The organism is Deferrisoma palaeochoriense, assembly GCF_054656955.1.
Genome location: NZ_BAAHXI010000022.1, coordinates 25998 through 47408 on the forward strand (window position 1 = coordinate 25998; position 21411 = coordinate 47408).

At 71.2% G+C, this 21411-nt stretch carries 22 protein-coding genes; 8 read left to right on the plus strand and 14 right to left on the minus strand.

The genetic code is table 11. From position 1 onward, the window contains the following. Window positions 1–73: 73 nt before the first annotated feature. The 12 genes from recO to ACYQ8L_RS08090 all read right to left on the minus strand — a co-directional run bounded on the left by recO (window position 74) and on the right by ACYQ8L_RS08090 (window position 9345). Window positions 74–790: a DNA repair protein RecO gene (gene recO / locus ACYQ8L_RS08035; protein WP_459941266.1), complete on the minus strand. Its 717-nt coding sequence runs from the start codon at window positions 788–790 to the stop codon at window positions 74–76. Then, complete coding sequence (mgtE, locus tag ACYQ8L_RS08040) at window positions 787–2181, minus strand: magnesium transporter (protein ID WP_459941267.1); 1395 nt, start codon at window positions 2179–2181, stop codon at window positions 787–789. Before mgtE ends, recO begins: the two co-directional genes overlap by 4 nt. Further along, window positions 2157–2807 carry an endonuclease III gene (gene nth, locus ACYQ8L_RS08045; RefSeq protein ID WP_459941268.1) on the minus strand — a complete coding sequence of 217 codons (651 nt, stop codon included), beginning with the start codon at window positions 2805–2807 and terminating at the stop codon, window positions 2157–2159. The genes mgtE and nth overlap by 25 nt, the downstream gene beginning before the upstream one ends. Window positions 2808–2934: 127 nt before the next feature. After that, window positions 2935–4320, minus strand: coding sequence for a multiheme c-type cytochrome (locus ACYQ8L_RS08050; protein ID WP_459941269.1), 1386 nt, complete (start codon window positions 4318–4320; stop codon window positions 2935–2937). Between the two features lie 138 nt (window positions 4321–4458). After that, window positions 4459–4896 (minus strand): RrF2 family transcriptional regulator, encoded by a 438-nt coding sequence (locus ACYQ8L_RS08055; protein ID WP_459941270.1) that lies wholly within the window; start codon window positions 4894–4896, stop codon window positions 4459–4461. A gap of 90 nt (window positions 4897–4986) precedes the next feature. Next, window positions 4987–5448 (minus strand): universal stress protein, encoded by a 462-nt coding sequence (locus ACYQ8L_RS08060; protein ID WP_459941271.1) that lies wholly within the window; start codon window positions 5446–5448, stop codon window positions 4987–4989. Next, the gene (gene amrS / locus ACYQ8L_RS08065; protein ID WP_459941272.1) at window positions 5445–6491 is read right to left on the minus strand and encodes an AmmeMemoRadiSam system radical SAM enzyme; all 1047 of its coding nucleotides are present in this window, start codon (window positions 6489–6491) and stop codon (window positions 5445–5447) included. The genes ACYQ8L_RS08060 and amrS overlap by 4 nt, the downstream gene beginning before the upstream one ends. A gap of 87 nt (window positions 6492–6578) precedes the next feature. After that, window positions 6579–7049, minus strand: a complete 471-nt coding sequence (locus tag ACYQ8L_RS08070; protein ID WP_459941273.1) for an HAD family hydrolase — start codon at window positions 7047–7049, stop codon at window positions 6579–6581. Then, on the minus strand, window positions 7046–7357 hold the full coding sequence (locus ACYQ8L_RS08075; protein ID WP_459941274.1) for an MTH1187 family thiamine-binding protein: 312 nt from the start codon (window positions 7355–7357) through the stop codon (window positions 7046–7048). The genes ACYQ8L_RS08070 and ACYQ8L_RS08075 overlap by 4 nt, the downstream gene beginning before the upstream one ends. 121 nt (window positions 7358–7478) lie before the next feature. After that, the gene (locus tag ACYQ8L_RS08080; RefSeq protein ID WP_459941275.1) at window positions 7479–8378 is read right to left on the minus strand and encodes an amidohydrolase family protein; all 900 of its coding nucleotides are present in this window, start codon (window positions 8376–8378) and stop codon (window positions 7479–7481) included. After that, window positions 8375–8677: an AzlD family protein gene (locus tag ACYQ8L_RS08085; protein WP_459941276.1), complete on the minus strand. Its 303-nt coding sequence runs from the start codon at window positions 8675–8677 to the stop codon at window positions 8375–8377. Before ACYQ8L_RS08085 ends, ACYQ8L_RS08080 begins: the two co-directional genes overlap by 4 nt. Next, window positions 8674–9345, minus strand: coding sequence for an AzlC family ABC transporter permease (locus tag ACYQ8L_RS08090; protein WP_459941277.1), 672 nt, complete (start codon window positions 9343–9345; stop codon window positions 8674–8676). Before ACYQ8L_RS08090 ends, ACYQ8L_RS08085 begins: the two co-directional genes overlap by 4 nt. Before the next feature lie 729 nt (window positions 9346–10074). Between ACYQ8L_RS08090 and ACYQ8L_RS08095 the strand changes: the two genes are divergently transcribed. From ACYQ8L_RS08095 to ACYQ8L_RS08130, 8 genes are all read left to right on the plus strand, one after another. Continuing rightward, entirely contained in the window at window positions 10075–10920 is an 846-nt protein-coding gene (locus ACYQ8L_RS08095; RefSeq protein WP_459941278.1) for an AfsR/SARP family transcriptional regulator, read from the plus strand. A 160-nt stretch (window positions 10921–11080) separates the two neighbouring features. Further along, window positions 11081–12016 carry a chymotrypsin family serine protease gene (locus ACYQ8L_RS08100; protein ID WP_459941279.1) on the plus strand — a complete coding sequence of 312 codons (936 nt, stop codon included), beginning with the start codon at window positions 11081–11083 and terminating at the stop codon, window positions 12014–12016. A 23-nt stretch (window positions 12017–12039) separates the two neighbouring features. Beyond that, window positions 12040–12972: a hypothetical protein gene (locus tag ACYQ8L_RS08105; RefSeq protein ID WP_459941280.1), complete on the plus strand. Its 933-nt coding sequence runs from the start codon at window positions 12040–12042 to the stop codon at window positions 12970–12972. 64 nt (window positions 12973–13036) lie between these two features. Further along, window positions 13037–13462 carry a hypothetical protein gene (locus ACYQ8L_RS08110; protein ID WP_459941281.1) on the plus strand — a complete coding sequence of 142 codons (426 nt, stop codon included), beginning with the start codon at window positions 13037–13039 and terminating at the stop codon, window positions 13460–13462. A gap of 145 nt (window positions 13463–13607) precedes the next feature. Beyond that, window positions 13608–13847 (plus strand): hypothetical protein, encoded by a 240-nt coding sequence (locus ACYQ8L_RS08115; protein WP_459941282.1) that lies wholly within the window; start codon window positions 13608–13610, stop codon window positions 13845–13847. Continuing rightward, window positions 13844–14143, plus strand: a complete 300-nt coding sequence (locus tag ACYQ8L_RS08120; RefSeq protein ID WP_459941283.1) for a hypothetical protein — start codon at window positions 13844–13846, stop codon at window positions 14141–14143. The genes ACYQ8L_RS08115 and ACYQ8L_RS08120 overlap by 4 nt, the downstream gene beginning before the upstream one ends. Continuing rightward, entirely contained in the window at window positions 14140–14658 is a 519-nt protein-coding gene (locus ACYQ8L_RS08125; RefSeq protein ID WP_459941284.1) for a hypothetical protein, read from the plus strand. Before ACYQ8L_RS08120 ends, ACYQ8L_RS08125 begins: the two co-directional genes overlap by 4 nt. Further along, window positions 14658–16619: a C1 family peptidase gene (locus ACYQ8L_RS08130; protein ID WP_459941285.1), complete on the plus strand. Its 1962-nt coding sequence runs from the start codon at window positions 14658–14660 to the stop codon at window positions 16617–16619. The genes ACYQ8L_RS08125 and ACYQ8L_RS08130 overlap by 1 nt, the downstream gene beginning before the upstream one ends. Window positions 16620–16647: 28 nt before the next feature. Here the strand turns inward: ACYQ8L_RS08130 and ACYQ8L_RS08135 are convergent, their stop codons facing one another. Next, entirely contained in the window at window positions 16648–19932 is a 3285-nt protein-coding gene (locus ACYQ8L_RS08135; RefSeq protein ID WP_459941286.1) for an efflux RND transporter permease subunit, read from the minus strand. Continuing rightward, window positions 19929–21407 (minus strand): efflux RND transporter periplasmic adaptor subunit, encoded by a 1479-nt coding sequence (locus ACYQ8L_RS08140; RefSeq protein ID WP_459941287.1) that lies wholly within the window; start codon window positions 21405–21407, stop codon window positions 19929–19931. The genes ACYQ8L_RS08135 and ACYQ8L_RS08140 overlap by 4 nt, the downstream gene beginning before the upstream one ends. Window positions 21408–21411 lie beyond the last annotated feature (4 nt).

Sequence of the window (21411 nt, forward strand, 5' to 3'; positions counted from 1 at the left end):
TTTGACTGCGAAAACCTTTGTTTTCTCTACCGGAAAAAGGGGCGAATACGTTAGCAGACCCGAGAAAACCCGGTCAATCGCGTTCGAGCGTGCGGGGTCGTGCACCGAGGGCCCGGGTGAGCGCCGCGTCCAGAAACGGCCCGAGTTCCGCCTCGGCCGCCCGCGTGAACCGCACCGAGCCCAGCTTCGGGAGCGGCACCGAGGCCGCCGCCTCCAGGGTGCGGAGCGCCCCCGCCGACAGGGGGGCCGCCTCCGGCCCGCCGCAGCTCCGGCACCACACCGCCCCGTCGCGGACGCCGCCCCCCGCCTCGATCCGCCCCCCGCATCCCGGGCAGGCCCCGAACGGAGCCCACCCGAGGGCCTGGAGCATCCGGGCCTGGAACACCCGGCGCAGGCTCCCGGGCTCCGCCCCGGCCGCCAGGGCGGCCAGAGCCGCGTCCACCAGGTGGAACACCGCCCGGTCCGGGCCGGCCTCCCGGGTGCCCAGCCAGGCCACCTCGAGCACGTGCGCCGCGGCGGCGTGGGTTCCCAGATCCCGGGCCACCCCGCCGTAATCCCGGACGAGTTCCACGTCCTCCAGGCGCCACAGCTCCCCCCGGCCGGGCCGGAGGGTAGCCCGGACCCGCACGAAGTAATCCAAGAGCCCGCCGAACCGCTTGCACGAGCGCCGGGCCCCCTTGGCCACCACGGCCACCCGGCCCAGATCGGCGGTGAGGAGGTCGGCGACCCGGTCGGTCTCGCCCAGGGGGCGGGTCCGGAGCACGAAGGCCTCGGTGCGGCGGGGGGTCATCGGACGTGGGGCAAGAACTTGAGGAGCGCGGTGGCGGTGCCCAGGTAGATCAGGATGCCGGTGATGTCGTTGGCGGTGGTGACGAACGGGCCCGAGGCCACGGCCGGGTCGATCTCGAGCTTGCGGAACAGAGCGGGGGCGAGCGTCCCCATGGTGGCAGCCACGGTCATCGCCGCCACCATGGACACGGCCACCACCACCCCCAGGAACACGTTCTTGTGCCAAACAACGGCCACCGCCCCCACCAGGAGCCCGCAGACGAGCCCCAGAAGCAGCCCCACCCGGACCTCCTTCCACAGGTGGGCCCCCAGGTTCTGGAAGTCCACCCGGCCGGTGGCAAAGGCCCGCACGAGGATCGAGGAACTCTGGGTGCCCACGTTTCCGCCCATGGCCGTGATGACCGGCACGAAGGAGACGAGCGCGATGATCTCCTCCACCGTGGCCCGGAACCACCACAGGATCGTCCCGGTGAGGATGCCCCCGAACAGGTTGATCACGAGCCAGGGCATCCGGATCCGCACGATCGGAAGCACCTGGTTGCCGTACACGAGCTCCTCCTGGCTCGTACCGGCCATCTTGAACACGTCCTCGGTGGCCTCTTCCCGCAGGACGTCGATCACGTCGTCCACGGTGATGATCCCGACCAGGCGCTCGGCCTCGTCCACGACCGGGATTGCCAGGAGGTCATACTTGGCCACCAGCCGGGCCACCTGCTCCTGGTCGGTGTGGACGTCCACCTTGATCACGTCGGTGGCCATGATCTGCCGGAGCGTCGCCGTGGGCGGTGAGGTGATGAGCTGCCGCAGGCTCACGACCCCAACGAGCCGCCCCTCGTCGTCCACCACGTACACGTAGAAGACCGTCTCGGCCTCCTCGGCCCCCTGGATCGCCCGGATGGCCTCCTCCACGGTGACCCCCTCGCCCAGGGCGAAGAAGGACGAGGTCATGATGCCGCCCGCCGAGTCCTCGGGGTAGCCGAGGAGCTTTCCGATGTCCTCGGAGTCCTCGAGGTTCATGGCCGCCAGAATCCCCGAGCGGCGGTCCTCCGGGAGGAGCGCCAGGAGGTCGGCGGCGTCGTCGGCGTCCATGCTGGCCAGGATCTCGGCCAACTCCTCGTCGCTCAGGCTCTCCACGAGCTCCTGGAGCACGTCGGGCGACATCTCGCTCAGGACGTCGCCGGCCAGGCCCGCCTGCACCAGGATCTGGAACAGCCGGCCCTGCTCCAGGTCGTTGAGCTCCTGGAAGATGGCCGCGAGGTCGGCCGGGTGGGTCTTCTCGACGATCCGCCGGAGGTTGGCCACCGCGCCCTTGCGCATGAGGCGGCGGATCGCCTCGAGGCGCAGCTGCACCCGGCGGTCCATGCGGGTCAGGGCTTCGCTCGGTGCGGCCATGGGCACCACCTCGCTACGGGACAGCGGTTGCACGCGGGCCGGCGGGCGTGACACACCTCGCGGCCGTGGCGGATGAGCAGAAGATGGGCCAGGTTCCAGCGCCCGGGCGGCAGGAGCGGGGCCACCGCCTCCTCCACCGTCCGGGGCTCGGGCCGGGGCGCGAACCCCAGCCGATGGCACACCCGGCCCACGTGGGTGTCCACCGGAAACGCCGGGATCCCGAACGCCTGGGCCAGCACGACCGACGCGGTCTTCCGCCCCACCCCGGGCAGGGCCTCCAGGGCCGCCCGGTCGGCCGGCACCTCGCCGCCGTGGCGCTCCACCAGGGCCCGGGCCGTGGCCACCAGGTTCCGAGCCTTGCCCCGGAAGAGCCCGATCGACCGGATCAGGGGTTCGACCTCCGCCGGCTCGGCCCGGGCCAGGTCCTCCGGTGTGGGATACCGGCCAAACAGTTCCGGCGTCACCCGGTTCACCTGGGCGTCGGAGCACTGGGCCGAAAGAATGGTGGCCACCAGGAGTTCCCAGGGCGAGCGGTGGTTGAGGCTCGGCCGCACGTCGGGGTACGTCCGTTCCAGGGCGTCCAGGATCGTCCGGAGCCGGCGGGCTTCGTCGGGTCGCGCGGTCATGGCGGCGGCAGGGTAGCAGAAACCCGGGCGAGCGGGAAAGCGGCGGCCGGCCAAACGAAACCGGGGCGGACGGGCCGCAACGCCCGACCGCCCCGGCTGGGGTCAAACGAAGATCTCGACAGCGCGATCAGTCCACCGGGATCGCACCCTCGGCCTTGGCCATGTCCACGATGGGCAGCACCGGGGCCTTCTCCCCCAGGAGCAGGTTCGCCACGGCCTGCGGGTAGGACCGATACCGCAGTTTCACCTCCACCTTCAGGGGCCCCTTGGCGTCGTCCGGCACGAGGAACGCAAACTCCCGGTCCGCGTACCCCTTGGGCGGGATGGTGGTGTTGAAGTTGAACCGCACGATCTCCCAGGGCTTCACCGTGTGGCGGCCCTTCTCGTCCACGGCGTCGGCCCGAAAGAGCACCGTTCCCTCGGTGAGGTTGTAGTCCTTGTCTAGGGCGCCGGACCGGTAGAGCTCCCGGCCGCTGGCGTCGGTGACCTTGACGTCGAGCCACATCTGGCGCACCTCGGTCAGGCTGGTGGGCAGGTTGTGGCCGGCGCCCACGTTGTGCACCCGCACCGTGATCCGGGCGATGTCGCCGTCGTCGGCCTTCTCGGGCAGCTTGAGCTCGAGCTCGGCCGCGCTCTGGAGGCGCTTCTTCGCGATCTCGGCGTGTTTGTCCGCCCCGAGGAGCGCCGTCACCGTGAAGTTCCCGCCCACGAACTCGTGGGTGAACACGTTGTCCCGGTCGGGCCCCATGGGAGAGGCCTTGCCCGGGTTCTTGGGCTTCTCCAGGGTGCGGGCCACCTCGATCGCCTTCTCCACGGGCATCATGTGACAGTCCTGGCACACGATGCCCTTCTGGGCGTACACCGAGAACTTCCACTCGTTATAGGTGTTCTCGATGTGGAAGTTGTTGAGGGGGTGAAACACGTTGTGGCAGTTCCCGCAGAACTCGGCCTTGGTGTGGAGCTCCGAGTACTCGGCCTTGTGCCACATGGGCTTCGCATCCTTGTAGGGCCCCCGCATGGTGAGCCCCGGGTCCACCACGATGCTCGCGTTCTGGGGCATGGTGGTGGGGGTTTCGAGCATCCGGGTGTCCACCACGCTGTGGCACAGGTGGCACTGGACCCCCTCCTCGGCGATCTCGCTCACATGGAACTCGCCGTCCTCGCCCATCCGGACCTCCTCGCTCACCGTGCCCACGGCCGTGTGACACCCGGCGCACAGCTTGTCGGTGAGGCCCCCCGTCTCCTTGTTCGCCAGCTTCCAGAGGGCCTGGAACACCGGGTCCCGGTAGGCGTTGGAGTGCATGGACCCCTTCCACTGGTCGTAAATCTCGGCGTGGCAGCCCTTGCACTTGGTCGGGGGGTAAAAGTCGGTGGACTTCACCGGCTTCCCCGTGGCCGTGTTCAAGAGGCTCGGGAAAAACGGGTGCTTCTGGGTCACGTCGTCGTCCGCCGCCGCCACGGAGGCCAAGGCCACCGCAGCCACAAGGCACAGTCCCATCGCATAGCGTTTCATGTTCAGCTCTCCTCCCTTGGAAATGTCCGTTCGGATGAAGCCCAACCGACCCGCCCCGGGGCCCCGGAGGGGCGGAACGCGGCTGGTCGCCCGCGGGGCGGGTCGGCCCAGGACACCCCACGGGCTCGTTTCCTCCCATTACGTGCACTCGCCCGCCCGGGCGCGCAACCGCTTTCGCTCCTCCACCAACTCGGCCAAGGTCCGGCGGGAGAAGATCTCGGAGAGTTTCTCCTTGGCCTCGGCCCACATCTTGTGCACCGGGCAGGTGCACTCCCGCTCGCACGGGTGGTTTTCCATGAGGCAAATGTTCAAGAGCATCGGCTCCTCGGCCGCCTCCATCACGTCGAGCAGCGTGAGCCGCGAAGGGTCCTTGGCCAGGGCAAAGCCCCCGGAAACCCCCCGTTTCGACCGCACCAGGCCCGCGTGGATCAGCGGCTGCAGGATCTTGGTCAAAAACGCGGGGGTGATGCCCTCGGCCTCGCAGATCTCCTGCTTCGACACCACCTGGGCCGGGTATTTCTCCGCCAGGTAGAGGGCTGCCCGGATCGAGTACTCGGTGGCTCGGGTGATGATCATATTGATAACCTTTTTCGTCTTTTATACCACGCCTCGGCCGCTGTCAACCCAAAACCGCCTCCCTCGATCCTCCGATTCTTGCGCCCCCGATCACCCACCCGCCGACTCCCCCCCACCAGGCCGCACCACCAGCACCGGGCAGGGGCTGGTGCGGATCACCCGTTCCGTGACGCTTCCCAAGAGCAGGTGGGTCAATCCCCTTCGGCCGTGGGTGGTCATCACGATAAGGTCGGCGCCCTCCTCCCGGGCCAGATTCACGATCTCCTCGTGGGGTACCCCCACCCGCAGAAACCGCCGGGCCGCCACCCCCTCGGCCTGGGCCCGCTCCCGTGCCCGCTCGAGGGCGGCCTCCAGGAACTTTTCCAGCTGGGCCCGCAGGTCCACCGGGTTGAACGCCTCGGCGTACACGTCGTACATGCCCGCCGTGAGGTCGAGCACCCCGACCAAAATGACCTCGCCCCCGGCCTGTCGGGCCAGCGGAAGGGCCTCGTCCAGGGCCTTCTCGGCCAACTCGCTTCCGTCGAGCGGCACCAGGATTCGTTTGTACTTCATGATGGACCACCTCCCATGTTGAGGCCCGGAATCCGCTCCCCGCACGACCCGCACCGGCCGTCACCGGTCAGGTTCCGTCGGGTGAGCGCATAGCCGAGGCGTCCCACGACGATCTCGCCGCACGACGGGCACACCGTGTCCTCCCCTCCCCGACCCGGGCGGTTGCCCGTGTACACGAACCGAAGCCCCTCCTCCCGGCCGATCTCCCAGGCCCTACGAAGCGTGGAAACCGGAGTCGGGGGCGCGTCGGTGAGCTTGTAGGTGGGGAAAAACCCCGTCACATGCCACGGGATCTCGGGGCTCACGCCCGCGAGGAACCGGGCCGCCTCCCGGAGTTCCGCCTCGGAGTCGTTGCGGCCCGGGATCACCAGGGTGGTGACCTCCACCCACACCCCCCGCCGGACAAACTCCCGGATCGTGTCGAGAACCGGCTGGAGCCGGGCCCCGCACACCGTGCGGTAGAACTCGTCCGACATGGACTTCAGGTCCACGTTCGCCGCGTCGAGGAGCCCGTCCGCCGCGTCGAGGCACTCCGGGGTCATGTACCCGTTGGTCACGAACACGTTGAGAAGCCCCTGCCCGTGGGCCAGGGTCATGCAGTCGTGGGCGTACTCGAAAAAGATCGTCGGCTCGGTGTAGGTGTAGGCGATGGACGCACACCCCGAGGCCACGGCTTCCCGCACCACGGTTTCGGCCGGCACGTGCCGGCCGGGGACGGAGCCCCCCTCGCGAGGGGCCTGGCTGATGGAGTAGTTCTGGCAGTGGAGGCACCGAAAGTTGCACCCGGCCGTGGCGATCGAGTACGAGAGGCTCCCCGGGGCCACGTGGAAGAGGGGTTTTTTCTCGATGGGGTCCACGTTGGCGGCCACCAGCCGACCATAGACCAAGGTGAAGAGGGTTCCGCCCCGGTTTTCGCGCACCCCGCAAAGCCCTCGCCGGCCGGGCGCGATGCGGCACCGGTGGGAGCACAGCCGGCACCGCACGTGCCCCGGTTCCCCCTCCACCCCTTCCCACAGCGAGGCCTGCCGCACCGTTGGGTCCATCGGGTCCTCCGCGCTCTCGCGCCGAAACGTGAGGGTCTCCGTGTCCTCCGTTCCCTCCGTGGTGCAATCGCGATGGGCGAACCCGCCTCAGTCCCGGAGGGTCGCCACCAGCCGCCTGGGCTCCAAGAGGAGGTCCAGGGCGTCCTCGGCCGACGGCACCACCACCCGGGCCCGGCGAAGCGTTTCCCAGGCGGCACCCTCGGGGCCCAGCACCACGATCCCCAACGCGGCCCTGGCCACCATGCGGTGGTCGTTCACCCCATTGCCGAGGGCCACCGTCGCCTCGGGCCCCAACTGCTCCAGGATCTTCTCCTTCTGGGCCGACTGGAACCCCGCCGTGAGCCTCCGGACCTCCACCCCTGGGAGCGCGACCTCGGCCTCCACCGTGCCAAAGGTGTCGGCCGTGGCCACGACCACCCGGATCTTCGCCGCCAGGGCCTCGAGGCGCTTTCGGACCCCCGCCGAGATCCGGCCGTCCACGGCCAGGGTGCCGTTGAAATCCGCGAGCACGGAGCGGAGCTCGAGGGGTTCCGCCCCGGGGATCTCGAGGCGAATCACGGCCCCGCCTTCCGGGCGGCCCGCTTGAGGCTTTCCACCTTCGCCTCCATGGGCCGATCCCTGTCCCTGCGGTCGTCGATGGCGATCCGGGTGAGCACCCGCGACACCCCGGAGGAAAATCCGGCCTCGTGCATCCGCCGGGCCAGGGCCAGCAGTTCGTCCAACGGGCCTTCCACCACGGTGCCCATGGGATGTACCTCGTACCGGAGGCCGCTTCGCTCGAGTTCCTTCGCGACCGCCCCCAGGTGGCGGCTCAAGCTCGGACCCCCTGTTCCGATGGGCACGACGGAAATTTCCAAAATCGCCATGAAGGGTTGCCTCCCGCCCGGACGACCGTTTCACGCCCAGAAGTCTAATCGGGGTCGGTTTCGTGTCAAGAGGGAGCCCTCGAGTTAGAAATGGGCGCACCTTGCCTTCGGGCGGGCCGGGCTAACCGGGGATCCCGAACACCTCCCGGGCGTTTCGGTGGAGGACCCGCTCCCGGGTTTCCGGCGGGAGCCCGAGGGTCCGGATGCGTCGGAGTTCCCTGTCCCAGGCGTAGGGGAGGTTCGGGAAATCGCTGCCGAAAAGGATCCGGTCGGCCCGAAACCGGGTGATCGGCGGGGGCGTGAGGCCGGGGAAGTACCCGGCGAGCATCATGGTGGTGTCGAGCCACAGGCGATCGAACGCCTCCAGGAGCTCCGCATGGGCCTCGAACTCGTCGGCCCCCAGGTGGGGCACCACCAGCTTGAGCCCCGGGAACGCCTCCAGGAGCCGCCGGGTCCGCCCGGCCGAGCAGGTGCGATGGGGGTCCGTGGGGTACGCCGGGCTCCGGGGCTCCCGGCCGAAATGGGCCACGAGCGGCACCCCCCGCTCGGCGCAGAACGCGGCCACCTCGAAGGTGGCGGCGTCGTCCGCCGGGATCCCCTGGACGTGGGCGTGGAGCTTCACCCCCCGTAGCCCTAGATCCACCGCCTCCTCCAGGATCTCCCGGGCCCCGGGCTCTCCGGGGAACACCGTGGCGAGCCCCGTGACCCGCGGCTCCCCCCGCACCAACCCGGCCAGGAACCGGTTCAGGTCCCGGGCGATGCCGGGGCGGTGGGCGTACTGGAGGAGAACGAGGTGCTCCACTCCCCGGTCGAGAAGAAACCGCACGGCGTCGGCGGCCGTGAGGCGGTACCGGATCGGCCACCCGTGGGCGTCGAACCACGAGCGCACGGCGGCAAAGAGCCGGTCGGGGAACACGTGGACGTGGGCGTCGATGACCGGGGGAAGGCCTTCAGGCACCCGGTCCCCTTCGGGGTCCTGGAGGGCCGGCAGGGGCCGGGCCAGGGCGCCCTTGCCGCTCACCACCCGAGCCTCCGCTGGAGGATCACCACGGCCATGCCGGCCAGCATGGCCAGGAACACGTTTCGGGTGCGCAGGGCGACCCATGCGGTCAGCCCCGCGGCCCCCAGGCCCCAGGGCCCGGCCTTCCCCACCGACGGGGCCACGAGCGAAACCAGGATCGCCCCCGGGAGCGCATCCAGGGCCCGCCGCACTCGTCCCCCGCGCGGCAGGCGGTCCGAGAGGAGGAGCCCCGTGACCCTGAGGGCGTAGGTCACGCCGGCCGCCGCCGCCACGGCGGCGAGCCATCCGCCGGCCCTCACGGCTCGTCCCCCCGGCCGAACGCGGCCGCCACGGCCCCGGCCAACCCGCCGGCCAGCACGTACCAGGTGCCCGGAAGCCACCGGTCGGCCAGGCAGGCGGCCCCCACGGCCGCGGCCCAGGGCAACCCGTCGCGAGGGGCGCCGCGCCACAGGCTCACGGCCAGGGCCGTAAACACCGCCGTGAACGCGAAATCCAGGGCCCATGCCTCGGGGTCGGGCACCGCGGCCCCCAGGCCCACCCCGGCCAGGGTTCCCAGGCACCAGGCCGCCATCACGCAAAGCCCCCCGCCCCAAAGGTGCCACACGTCGGCTTCGCCCCGGCGGTGGGCGGCCATGGTGACGGCCCAGTTTTCGTCGGCCACGAAGTGCATGAAAAAGAGCTTGCTCAGGAGGCCCCTCCCCTCAAACACGGGCCGGAGGGTCGCCCCGATCAGGAGGTACCGGGCGTTGATGACCCCCACGGCGAGGGCCATGGGGCCCGCGGCCGGGGGCCAGGCCCACAGGTCCACCATGACGAACTGGGCCGACCCGGCAAACACCAAGAGGTCCATCCACAGCACCTGCCCCCAGGAAAGCTGCTTCTGGGCGGCCAGCACCCCCAGCACGCTCCCGTAGGCGGCCACGCTCGCGGCCACGGGCAGGCAGGCGCGAAATCCTTTTCCGAACACAATCGGTCTCCGGTCTGCGGTCCTCGGTCTGGTTCCGTTCCTTCAGCGGGGCGGTTGGGCTGTTTGGCGGGCGGGCGGCTGAAAGCCTTCGCGATCCAGACGCCATCGCCCGTCCCAGCCCGTGGGGGCGGCCGCTCAGGAGGCCAAATGCAGAGGACAGATGGCAGGGACCCCCCGTCCTCTGTCGCCTGCACGGCGCCGCTCTCACACCGGCACCCGGCCGGTGCGGTCCGGCCATGCTACCCCACCGACCAGGGGGCGGGGTAGGCACAACCGGTGGCTCGTCTGCCGGCGGGATGACGGGTGGCGAAGCCCCCCTTACCGGCACCCCGCGCCCCCGTCCCCCGTGCCGGGTTCTGGGCGGGGCCGCTTGCTGTGGGACCCGAGGCCGCTGGTGATTGGGACTGCGCCGTACCGGGGCGCCCACACCCCTTCCGACCCGGACCGAGAGACGGCCGCGCTCAAATCTGCTCCCCGGTCGGGGTGCCGGCCCGGGGCCGCTCGATGCGCCGCGACGGGGGCGGGAGCACGGTTTTCGCCCCTCGCGTGCCCCCCCTTCGTGCCGTTGTCCCCGTCGCTCTTTGGGAACCTGCCATCGCCCAATCCGGGGCCGGTCGTTTGACGTTTTCCTCCGCGCGGTTAGGGTTCCGGACCTGGGAACCCGTCACTGACACTACTGCGCGGTCTCCCTTGCGATTTCGGCCCCGGCCGTGTGCGGGAAGGGGAAGGATGGAGGCGTTTCGGTTTCTGGTGCTGGGGGAGTTTCGGGTGGAGCCGCGCGGCGGGGGCAAACCGGTGCGGCTCCCGGCCAGCGCCGCCACCGTGCTCGCGCACCTCCTGTGCGCGGGCCGGTCGGTACCCTGGGGCGTGGCAGCCGGCACGCTGTGGTCCGGCCTTCCCGACGCCCAGGCCCGCCGATGCCTCAGCACGGCCCTCTGGCGCCTCCGGACCGCCCTCGGGGACGACGGGGGGGAATGCGTCGTCCACCGCGGCGGTGAGGTCGGCATCGACCTCGGGGCCCACCGGCTGGACCTGGCCGAGTTCCTCGACCTCACCCACGCCTCCGTCCGGGAACCGTTCCACGCCCTTTCCTTCGACGACGCCGCCCGGGCCGAGCGGGGCACCCGGCTCTACCGCGGGGACCTCCTCGCCGGCTGGGACGCCCCCTGGATCGACCTCCCCCGGGAGAACGCGCGGCGGCGGTACCACCAGGTCCTCGAAACCCTCGCCCGGTTCCACGCCTACTACGGGATGTACGAGCGGGCCCTCGAGGCGGCCCTCCGTCTCCTCGACGAAGACCCCCTCCGGGAGGACGTGCACCGCCACGTCATGCGGATCCACCTCGAAGCCGGCCATCGAACCCTCGCCCTGCGGCAGTTCGAACGGTGTCGGCAGGCGCTGCGCAGCGAACTCGGAGCCGAGCCCGAAGAGGAGACACGCCGTCTCGCGGCCGACGCCCGGAGCGTCACCCCTTCGCCCGGCCCCGCGGAGCGGGAGGACGGGCGCATCGAGGACGCCGTGGAACGGCTGGAGCGGTGCCTTGAACGCCTGGAGCGGCTCCTCGACCGGGCCTGACCCCCGCCCTATCCGATCGGCCCTTTTCGCAAACCGTTCGGTTCGTTCCCGCCCCGGTGAGCCCGCCGTGACCGTCCCGTGACCCGGCCGTGACCCCGCCCGGCTTGGCTGCCCTCCCACGGGGGAGTTCCCGAACCGGGCGAGGCCCGAGGAGGTGGTCATGGCAGGCGAAGGGGTGGACCCACAGGCCGTTCAGGAGGCGCAACTCGCCAAGGAAGCGCGGGAACCCGAACTCCTCGGGCTCCCCAACGTGGTGGGGGTCGGGATCGGGTTCAAGGAGGTGAAGGGAAAGGCCACCAAGGACGTTGCCCTGGTGGTCTACGTGGAGAAGAAGCTCCCGAAGAAGGACCTTCCCCGCAACGCCGTGGTGCCCCAGGAGTGCGACGGCACCAAAACCGACGTGGTGGAGACCGGGCGGCTCGAAGCCCTGGCCAACACGGCCCGCATCCGGCCCTGCCGCCCGGGGTTCAGCCTGGGCCACTACCGGATCACGGCCGGCACCTTCGGGTGCCTGGTCCGGGACCGGTGCCCGCCCTGCCGGACGTACATCCTGAGCAACAACCACGTGCTGGCGAACTCCAACGGGGCCAGCCCCGGCGACCCGGTGCTCCAGCCGGGCCGGCACGACGGCGGGGCGTACCCCCGGGACCTCGTGGCCCGCCTGGCCCGGTTCGTCCCCATCCGGTTCGGCTCCCCCGATCGGTACAACCTGGTGGACGCGGCCCTCGCCCTGCCGGTGGACCTGCGGGCCGTGATCGGGCCGATCCACGGGCTGGGGCTTCCCACGGGAACCGCCGAGGCGACCCTGGGCCAGGCCGTGGTGAAAACCGGCCGCACCACGGGCACCACCGCGGGCCGGGTCACCGGCATCGACGCCACCGTGGCCGTGGGCTACGGCGCGAGGGGCACCGCCTACTTCCGCAACCAGATCATCACCAGCAACATGAGCCAGGGGGGGGACTCCGGCTCCCTGCTCCTCGAACGGGCCGGCCGGAGGGCCGTGGGGCTCCTGTTCGCCGGCTCGAGCCGGATCACCATCCACAACACGATCCACAACGTTCTCATCGCCCTGGGCGTCGAACTCGTGGTCGCCTGAACCCGGTCAAAGGAGGAACACCCATGTCCTGCTGCCACCACGAACTGCCGAGTGCGGAATGGCTCGAGGCCGAGGCGCGCCTGGGGCCCGATCAGGAAACCGCCGAAGAGGAGGCGGCCGTCCTGGCCACCAAGGCGGCCCGAAAAGAGAAAGAAGCCCAGGTCCTCGACGTGCTCTCGGCGCTGAAGCTCAAGGCCGCCGACCTGGAGGCCCAGGCCCGCACCGAGGTGGCCTCGGTAGACGCCCTGTGCGCGGAGGCCGAGGAACGGCTGGGCCCCTCGGGGGAACCCGACGAATCGCCCCTGATGCGGGAGATCGCGGTCGCCTCATCGCTCGTGGAGGCCGAGACCGTGGTGGGCCCGGGCCCGGGGAACTACCACGACTTCAATCCCTACCACGGCTGGTGGGCCTGGTACCGGCACAACGAGGGCGGCGTGACCCAGGGAAGCGGCGGGTTCAGCCTTGCGGCCCGGAAGATGTACGCCTACGCCAACGCTCGGGGCGACGGATGGGGCATCACCGACGACAACTACGTCAACACCTACGTCAAACTCTTCTTCGCCCTGTGGCCCCGGCGAAATGGGCACGTGCGCGCCTGGGTGCCCTACACGACCCGCGGCTGGTACACGATCTACGCCAACGACCACTGGTACGACTCGAAGTCGGCCAAGCTGGACGTGGACGTGTCGGTGCGGCTCCACCAGAACTACTGGTCCGCCTCGGTGAGGAGCGATGTGTTCGCCCTGGGGGGCGGAAACATCAACCGGTCGGGCCGGATCGACCGTTCCGGGGCGATCTACAGCGCCTCCCTACCCGTGGGGGCCGAACGGTGGGTCCTGGCCGAGGTGCAGCTTCGGGTGTACGCCTACACCTCCGGAGGGGGGTCCACCTCCCGGGTGAGCTTCCGGCACCCGGACGCCGTGTTCGTCCCCTACGTGCGGTTCGACTTCTCGTAACCCGCAAGGCGCGTCCCGCCCGTCCCCGTCGGGCCGGGCGGGACGCGCCGAAAGGACGTTGCCCATGTTCGGCAAACGACGCGACAGCGCCCCGGAGCCAGACCGCTCCGAGGTCTGCTTCTCGTACCTGGAGGCGCAGGGGTACCGCCCGGAGCGGGCGCCCAACGGCATGGTCACGTTCAAGGCCGACGGTTTCCTCTTCGCCCTCACCTTCGACACCTCAGACGAGGAGTTCTACCAGATGGTCTTTCCGAACTTCTGGCCCCTTGGCACCCCGGAGGAGAAGGGGCGCGCCGTCGAAGCGGCGGCCCGCGCCACCGCCGACACCAAGGTGGCCAAGGTCTTTCTGGTGGACGACAACGTCTGGGCCACGACCGAGGCCTTCTGCGGCTCGGCCCAGGAGTTTACCCGGGCGATCCCCCGGGGCCTCCGGGCCCTGCGGGCCGCGGCCCAGACCTTCGCCGACCGGATGAACGCGGGGGCTCAGTAACGCCGCCGCACCGTTCGCCCCAGGCCGGCGTGCCGGGCGGCAGGCACGGGAAGAGGATCCGGTCCCCTCCCGCGTGCCCCACGGAGTGGGTTGACTTCGGCCCCGGCTCTGGCAGGGTTCCGGAATCCCTCGGAGGCACAGCGCGATGACCACCGTCGACAGGGCCCAGGACGTGCTCGCCCGGCACCAGGAGGACCTCCTCTCCCGGCCCGGTGTGGTGGGGGTCTGGGTGGGGCTCGGCCCGGACGGGGGGGCGTGCATCCGGATCGGCACCGACCGGCCCCCCGGGGCGGTGGCGCCGCCCCTTCCGGAGGAACTCGACGGCGTGCCGGTGGTCGCCGAAAACGTGGGCCCGATTCGCGCGGCCCGGAAGGGACGGCCATGAGGTGGGCCGTTCGTCTCGTGGTTCCCATCGGGGTCGCCCTGTACCTCGCCGCCCCGGCCGCGGCGGGGGAGCTCCGCCCCTTCGCGCCCCCTCCCCAGACCCAGCAGATGGCCCCGCCTCCCCAACCCGACCCGTTCCAACGGTTCCGGGAACAGGCGGCCCGCCTCACCCCCGAGGAGCGCCAGGACCTGAAGGCACGGCTCGAAGATCGGCTGAAGCGGGCGAAGGAGCAGGGGGACGACACGGCCGCCTACCGGTACTACCGGTTCTTGCGGATCCTGGAGGAGCAGCCGTGAGCGGCCGCCGCCTGGTTTGGCTCGTCGTGCTCGCGGGGTTCCTGGGCATTGGGGCGGCGAGGGCGGCCGGTGACGTCCCCGCGCCCAATCGGGTGGACGCGATGATGGATCTCGTGGAGGCCACGGACCTCGCGGGGGCCCCCCCGTCCGACACCCGCACCGCGAGCACCGACTACCAGCTCTACCTCACCCTGCTCCACGAGTACCGCATGAAGCAGGAGGCCAACCGGGTGACCGAGTGCATCCTGCTCAGCGTCACCCTGGTGGCCACGTTAGCCGCGGTGCTCGGGGTGCTCCTGTGGCGGCCCCCCCACTCCACCGCCCTCATCCTGAACGCGGCGGGGCTCGTGCTCGTGGTGTTCGCCACCGTGTTCATCGTGGTGCTGGCCGACGCCGAGCAGCAGCTCACGGCCGCCATGGGCATCCTCGGGGCGATCGTGGGGTACCTGTTCGGGTCGATGCGCCGGCCCCACCCCGAGCCGCCCCCTTCCACCGTCCCCAAGGAGGTTCCCTGATGGCCCCCGTCCCCCTCGAAACCTACCGCTTCGACGCCCGCCCCGACACCGCCGACTTCCGCGACCGGCTCTTCGAGCCCACCCTGGTGGAGGTCCCCCCGCGGCTTCCCGTGGAGCGGTACCGACGGGCCAAGGTGCCGGTGCTCGACCAGGGGCCCGACGGCGCCTGCACCGGGTTCGGGCTCGCCACCGTGGTGCACTACCTGTTGCGCACCCGCAGCGTGGAGCCCGACCGAACGCGGGTGAGCCCCTGGATGCTCTACGACCTGGCCCGGCGCTACGACGAGTGGCCCGGGGAGGACTACGAGGGCTCGAGCGCCCGGGGCGCCGTGAAAGGCTGGCACAAACACGGGGTGTGCGCCCACCGGCTCTGGCCCCGACGCCGCACCCGGCCCCACATCTCCGACGCGCTGGCCCGGGACGCCGGCCGGCGGCCCCTCGGGGCCTACTACCGGGTGAACCACCACGACATCGCCGCGCTCCACGCGGCGCTGGCCGAGGTGGGCATCCTCTACGCCACAGCCCGGGTCCACACGGGCTGGTACGAACCCGGGGACGACGGGGTGATCCCGCTTCGGCCCGACCGAGTCGGGGGCCACGCCTTCGCCATCGTGGGGTACGACGAGCGGGGGTTCTGGATCCAAAACTCCTGGGGAGCGGGGTGGGGCCAGGGGGGCCTGGCGCTTGTCACCTACGACGACTGGTTCGAGAACGCCATGGACGTGTGGGTGGCCCGGCTCGGGGCCCCGGTGGCCCTGGCCCGGGAGGCCGTGGCCGCCGGGATCTCGGCCCAGGGAAACCTGGCCGGCGGGTACGCCTACGCCGACCTGCGGCCCCATATCATAAGCGTGGGCAACGACGGCCGGTTCCGGGAGGGGGGCACCTTTGGCACCACCCCGGCCGAGGCGGCCGAGATCGTGCGGACCGAGATTCCCCAACTCACGGCCGGCTGGGACCGGAAACGGATCCTCCTCTACGCCCACGGGGGCCTCGTGTCGGAGAAGGCCGCGATCCAGCGGGTGGCCGAGTACCGGGCGGCCCTCCTGGGGGCCCGGGTGTACCCCCTGGCCTTCGTGTGGAAGACCGACGCCTGGACCACGATCCGAAACATCCTCGACGACGCCCTGGGCCGGCGCCGGCCCGAGGGGGTTTGGGACGAGGCCAAGGACTTCCTGCTCGACCGGCTGGACGACGGCCTCGAGCCCCTGGCCCGGGCCCTGGGGGGCAAGGCCCTGTGGGACGAGATGAAGGAGAACGCCCTACGCGCCACGACCCGCCGGGACGGCGCGGCCCGCCGGGTGGGGGAGCTCTTGGCCGAACTCGCCGCCGCGGACCCCGCGGTGGAACTCCACCTCGTGGGCCACAGCGCCGGCAGCATCTTCCTGGGGCCCCTGGTCCGATGGCTCACGGCCCGGGGCACCATCGCCTCGGGGCCCCTGGCCGGCCGCACGGGGCTCGGCCTCCGGATCGCGTCTTGCACCCTGTGGGCGCCGGCCTGCACGGTGGACCTGTTCAAGGCCCTCTACCTCCCGGCGCTCCGGGACGGGGCCGTGGGGCGGTTCGCCCTGTTCACCCTGACGGACGAGGCCGAGCAGGACGACCACTGCGCCCACATCTACCACAAATCGCTTCTGTACCTGGTGTCGAACGCCTTCGAGGAGAAACCCCGGATCCCGCTGGTGCGGGACGGGTGGCCGATCCTCGGCATGGAGAGGTTCGTGGAGGACGACCCCGACCTCGGCCAGGTGCTCACGAGGGGCGGAAACTGGGTGCTGGCCCCCAACACCGAGCCCGTGGGCTCGGCCGGGGCCTCCCGGGCCCGGCACCACGGGGATTTCGACGACGACGAGGCCACCGTGAAGGCCACCCTGGCCCGGATCCTCGACGCCCCCCGCACCGGCACGGGGTTCGCCTTCCGCCGCACGGGCGGGGGGCTCCGGAACCGGAGGCCGGCGGCGTGAGGCCGATGAACGCCCGGGGGTGCGCGCCTCACCCCCGGGCCTGCTCGAGCTCCTCGGCCAGGCCCATGATGTCCATCTCCCGGTCCACCTTCCAGCCGAGCTTCAGGAAGAGCCACAGCCGGAACCGGGCGTAGAGGAGGTAGAGGGTCGGCACGACGCCCAGGGTGAGCACGGTGGCCACGGCCAGGCCGAAGATGATGGCCACGGCCATGGACTGCCACCACTGGCTCGACTCGGTGTTGTATTGGTAGGTCAGGTTCAGGAAATCGATGTTGATCTTGAGCGCCATGGGCACGAGCCCCAGGATCGTGGTCACGGCCGTGAGGAGCACCGGCCGGAACCGGACCATCCCCGCGCTCACCACGGCGTCCCGAACGCTCTGGCCCCGCCGCTGGAACTGGCGCACGGCGTCGAGGAGCACGATGGCGTTGTTCACGACGACGCCGGCGAGCGAGATCACCCCGATGCCGCTCATGATGATCCCGAAGGGCATCCGGAACGCGAGAAGCCCCAGGAACACCCCGATCAGGCTCAGGATCACCGAGGTCATCACGATGCCGGGCACCAGGATCGAGTTGAACTGGAGCACGAGCACCAGGGCGATCAGGAAGAGCGCCACCACGAAGGCCTGGGACAGGAACCGGGTGGACTCCTCCTGCTCCTCGGCCGCCCCGGCGAACCGGTAGGTCACCCCGGGGGGAAACGGGTAGGCCCGGGCCTTGGCCTGGAACGCGGCGCGCACGTCGGCGTCGGCCCGGACCCACGGCTCCACCTCGGCCCCCACGCTGACCACCCGCTTGCGGTCCAGGTGCTTGATCTGGATCGGCCCGGGCACGAGTTCGGGCCGGGCCACCGCCCCCACCGGCACGGCCCCGCCCAGGGCCGTGGGGATCGGCACCGTGAGCACCCGATCGGTGTCGAGGCGGTAGGGCTTGGGAAGCCTAAGCCAGATGTCCTGCTCGTCGTCGCCGTGGCCGAAGGTGCCGGCCCGGCGGCCGCCCACGGTCATCTGAAGGGCCCCGGCCACCGAGGCCTGGTCGAGCCCCAGCATGCCGGCCTTGGCCCGGTCCACGGCCCACTCGAGGGTCGGCTGGGCCGCGGCCGCGTCGTCGGTGGGCTTGGCCACGCCGGGCACCGAGGCCATGAGCGCCTTCATGTCCTGGGCCACGGCCGCGAGCTGGGCGAGGTCGTCCCCGAAGAGCTGGATCGACACGGGTTTGCCCGTGGGCGGCCCCTCCTGGGGCTTCACCACGTCGAACTCGGCGCCGTGGAGCGGGGGCGCCACCCGCCGGCCGTCCCGGTCGAGCCCCTCGAGCCGGCGGCGGATCTCGGTCAGGGTATCGGCCGTGCTCTCGGTGCGGTAGGGCCGCTCCACGAACTGCACCCGGGTCACCACCGGCCCGAGCCCCTCCTCCCCGAACCCGCCCCGGGCCTCTAGGCCCACGGTCACCGTGGCGTGCTTGAGGTTCTCCACCGGCCGGTCGTACCCCGACCCCGGCCGGCCGAACACCCGGTCCTCGGCCGCCCGGCTCAGGCGGTCGGAGGCCTCGAGGCTCGTCCCCTCGGGCGGGGTCACGCTCACCATGACGAGGTTCGGGTCGATGGTCGGGAAGAACTCCACCCCGTGGCCGAACACCCCGTACACGGCGAACACGAGAAGGAGCACGGCGAAGGCCGTGGTCAGGGTCCACCCGGGCCGGTCCAGGAGGAACTCCAGGAACCGGCCATAGAGCACCACGGCCCGGTAGGTGGGCCGGGTGGTCTCGGGGTCCACCGTGGCCTCGGCCCCGCGCTTTCGCTTCATCACCAGCGCGCACAGGGTCGGGTTGATCACCAGGGCCACGAACAGCGAACTCGAGAGCACCACGATCACCGTGACCGGGAGATAGGCCATGAACTCGCCCATGATCCCGGGCCAGAACACCATGGGCAGGAACGCGGCCACCGTGGTCGCGGTGGACGCGATGACCGGCCAGGCCACCTCGGCCGTGCCCACCACGGCCGCCCGGGGCCGAGAGAGGCCCAGGCTGTGGTGGCGGTAGATGTTCTCCACGATCACGATGGCGTTGTCCACGAGCATCCCGAGGGCCAGAAGGAGCGAGAACAAGACCATCATGTTCAGGGTGTAGCCCAGGAACCGCAGGACCAGGATCGAGATCAGCATGGAGAACGGGATCGCCCAGGCCACGAGAAACGCGTTTCGGGCCCCCAGGCCCACCAGGATCACCCCAAGCACGAGAAGAAGCGCCGTGAGGATGCCGTTTTCGAGATCGCTCACCATGCGGCGCACGTCCCGGGAGGTGTCGAGGGCCACCACGGCCTTGACCTGGGGCGGCAGCCCCAGTTCCCCCAGGAGCGCCTTGACCGCGTCGGTCACGGCGAGGATGTTCTCCCCGCTCTTTTTCATGATCTCCAGCGACACGGTCTTCTGGGGCTCCACGTACCGGCCGAGGGAGCGCTCCCCGTCGGCCGCCCGGAAGTCGTAGAGCCGGGCCCGGCTCGTCTCGTCGGCGAAGGCGTAGGTCACCGTGGCCACGTCCCTGAGGTACACCGGCACCCCGTCGGGGGAACGGCCCACCACCAGGTCGAAGATCTCGGCCGGCGACCGAAACTCCCCCGGCACCCGGTAGATCACCCGGGTCAGGGGCCCGTCGGCCACCCCGGCCGACACGTTGTGGTTGGTGCCCCGCACCGCGGCCTCCACCTGGGCCGGAACGAGCCCGTAATACCGAAGCCGCACCGGGTCCACCTCGATCCGCACCTGCCGCTCCCGGCCGCCCCGGATCTTCACGTCGAGCACGCCCGGGATGCGCTGGATCTCGTCCTCCACCCGGTCGGCCAGGTCCTTGAGTTCCGAAAGGGCCATGGAGGCGGGGCCCACCAGGTTCACCACCATCACGGGCACGTCGCCCGCGAACGAGAACTCCTTGACGATGGGCTCCTCGGCCTCGGGCGGCAGTTCCCCCTTGGCCTTGTCCACGGCGTCGCGCACCCGGGCCAGGGCCACCTCGGTGTCCACCTCGGGGTCAAACTCGATGGAGATCACCGAAAGGTCGGTCATGGAGGTGCTCCGGAGCTCCTCCAGGCCCTCCACGCCGTCGAGCTCGGTTTCCAGGGGGATGGTGACCGAGGTTTCGATGTCGGTGGGATTGGCGCCGTCGAGCACGGTGGTCACCGTGATCACCGGCACCTTGACGTCGGGGAACGCCTCCCGGGGCATCGAGAGGTAGGCGGCCGTGCCCAGCACCACGATGGCCACGCACAGCACGAGCACGGCCATGAAGTGGCGGACCGAAAAGCGGGTGAGGATCACCGGGCCGTCCCTCCCCCGTCCGAGGCCACCACGGCCCCGTCCTCCACCACGACCCGCACGGCCTGGCCGGACACGAGCCCCTTCCACCCGGCCACGATGAGCCGGTCCCCCGGGGCGAGCCCCTCGAGCACCAGGACCTCGTCCTCCCGGATCGAGGCGGGGACGAGGTCGCGCACCCGGGCCACGGGCCGGCCCCCTTCCTCCTCCACCACCAGGACCCGGGGGCCCTGGTCGGTGACCTGTACGGCCGCGGAGGGGATCACGATGGCCTCGGGGTAGGTCAGAAACTCGATCTCGGCCCGGGCGATGTGGCCCTGCCGGAGCGCAGCTTGCGGGTTCGGCACCCGGAGTTCCACGGGGAAGGTGTTGCTCACGGGGTCGGCCGCCTGGCCCACCCGGACGACCTCGGCGGAAAGCTCGAGGCCCTCCTCCTCCCCGCCGGTCAGCTTGGGAAGCCCCGGCACGGTCACGCGGGCCCGCACCCCGGGGACGGCCCCGGGCCGGGACCGGGCCGTGTAGGCGGCCACGGCCGGATTCGAGGGCTCGAGAAACGCCACGAACCGCTCGGGCACGTCCACCACCGCCTTCAGGGCCGACAGATCGTAGATCCGGGCGAGTTCCTGCCCGGGGGCCACGACCTCGCCTGGCTCGACCCGGTGGGCGTCGAGCCTACCCGGGATCGGGGCCCGGATCCGGCTCTTGGCGAGCTGGACCTCGATCGTGTCGAGGGCCCGGGACACCTCGGTCACCCCGGCCCGGGCGGCCTCCAGGGCCCGCTCGGCCTCCGTCACCCCGGCCTCGGCCCGTTCGACCCCGAGACGGGCCGCCCCGAGCCCCTGCTCGGCCTGGCGCACGGCCGCCCGGGCCTGGGCGAGGCCGTTTACCGCCCGGTCCAGGGCCGCCCGGTCCAGGACACCGGCGTCCACCAGGCGCTCGGCCCGCTCGTGGTCCTTTTGGGCCAGGGTGAGGGCCGACCGGGCCGCCTCGAGGGCCGCCTCGGCCCGGACCACCTCCCGCTCGGCCTGCTCCCGGGCCACCCGGGCCGCCCGTACCCCGGCCTCGGCCCGGGCCACGGCGGCCTCGGCCGAGGCCTTCCGGGCCAGGAGCTCCGCCCGCTGGGCCTCCAGGGCCGCGGTGTCGAGTTCGGCCACGACCTGCCCCTGGGCCACCGTGGCCCCTTCCCCCACGAGCCACCGGGCGAGCCGGCCGCCGAACTCGGCCGCCACCGCGGCGTGCCGCTGCGCCTCGAGGCGGGCCGGAAGTTCCAGCCGCTCCCGGTACGGCCGGGGCCGCACGGTGCTCACCTCCACGTTGGTCACCCGGGCCACCGGCTCGGGAGGCGGGGGCTTGGGCCGCATCACGCCGTAGGCGATGACGAGCACAATGAGACCCACCAGAAACAGGGTCACACACCACGACACCACGCTGGCCATGCGGCTCCGGTGGTTTTTCGGCGACGCGTTCGACTCCGTCACGCAG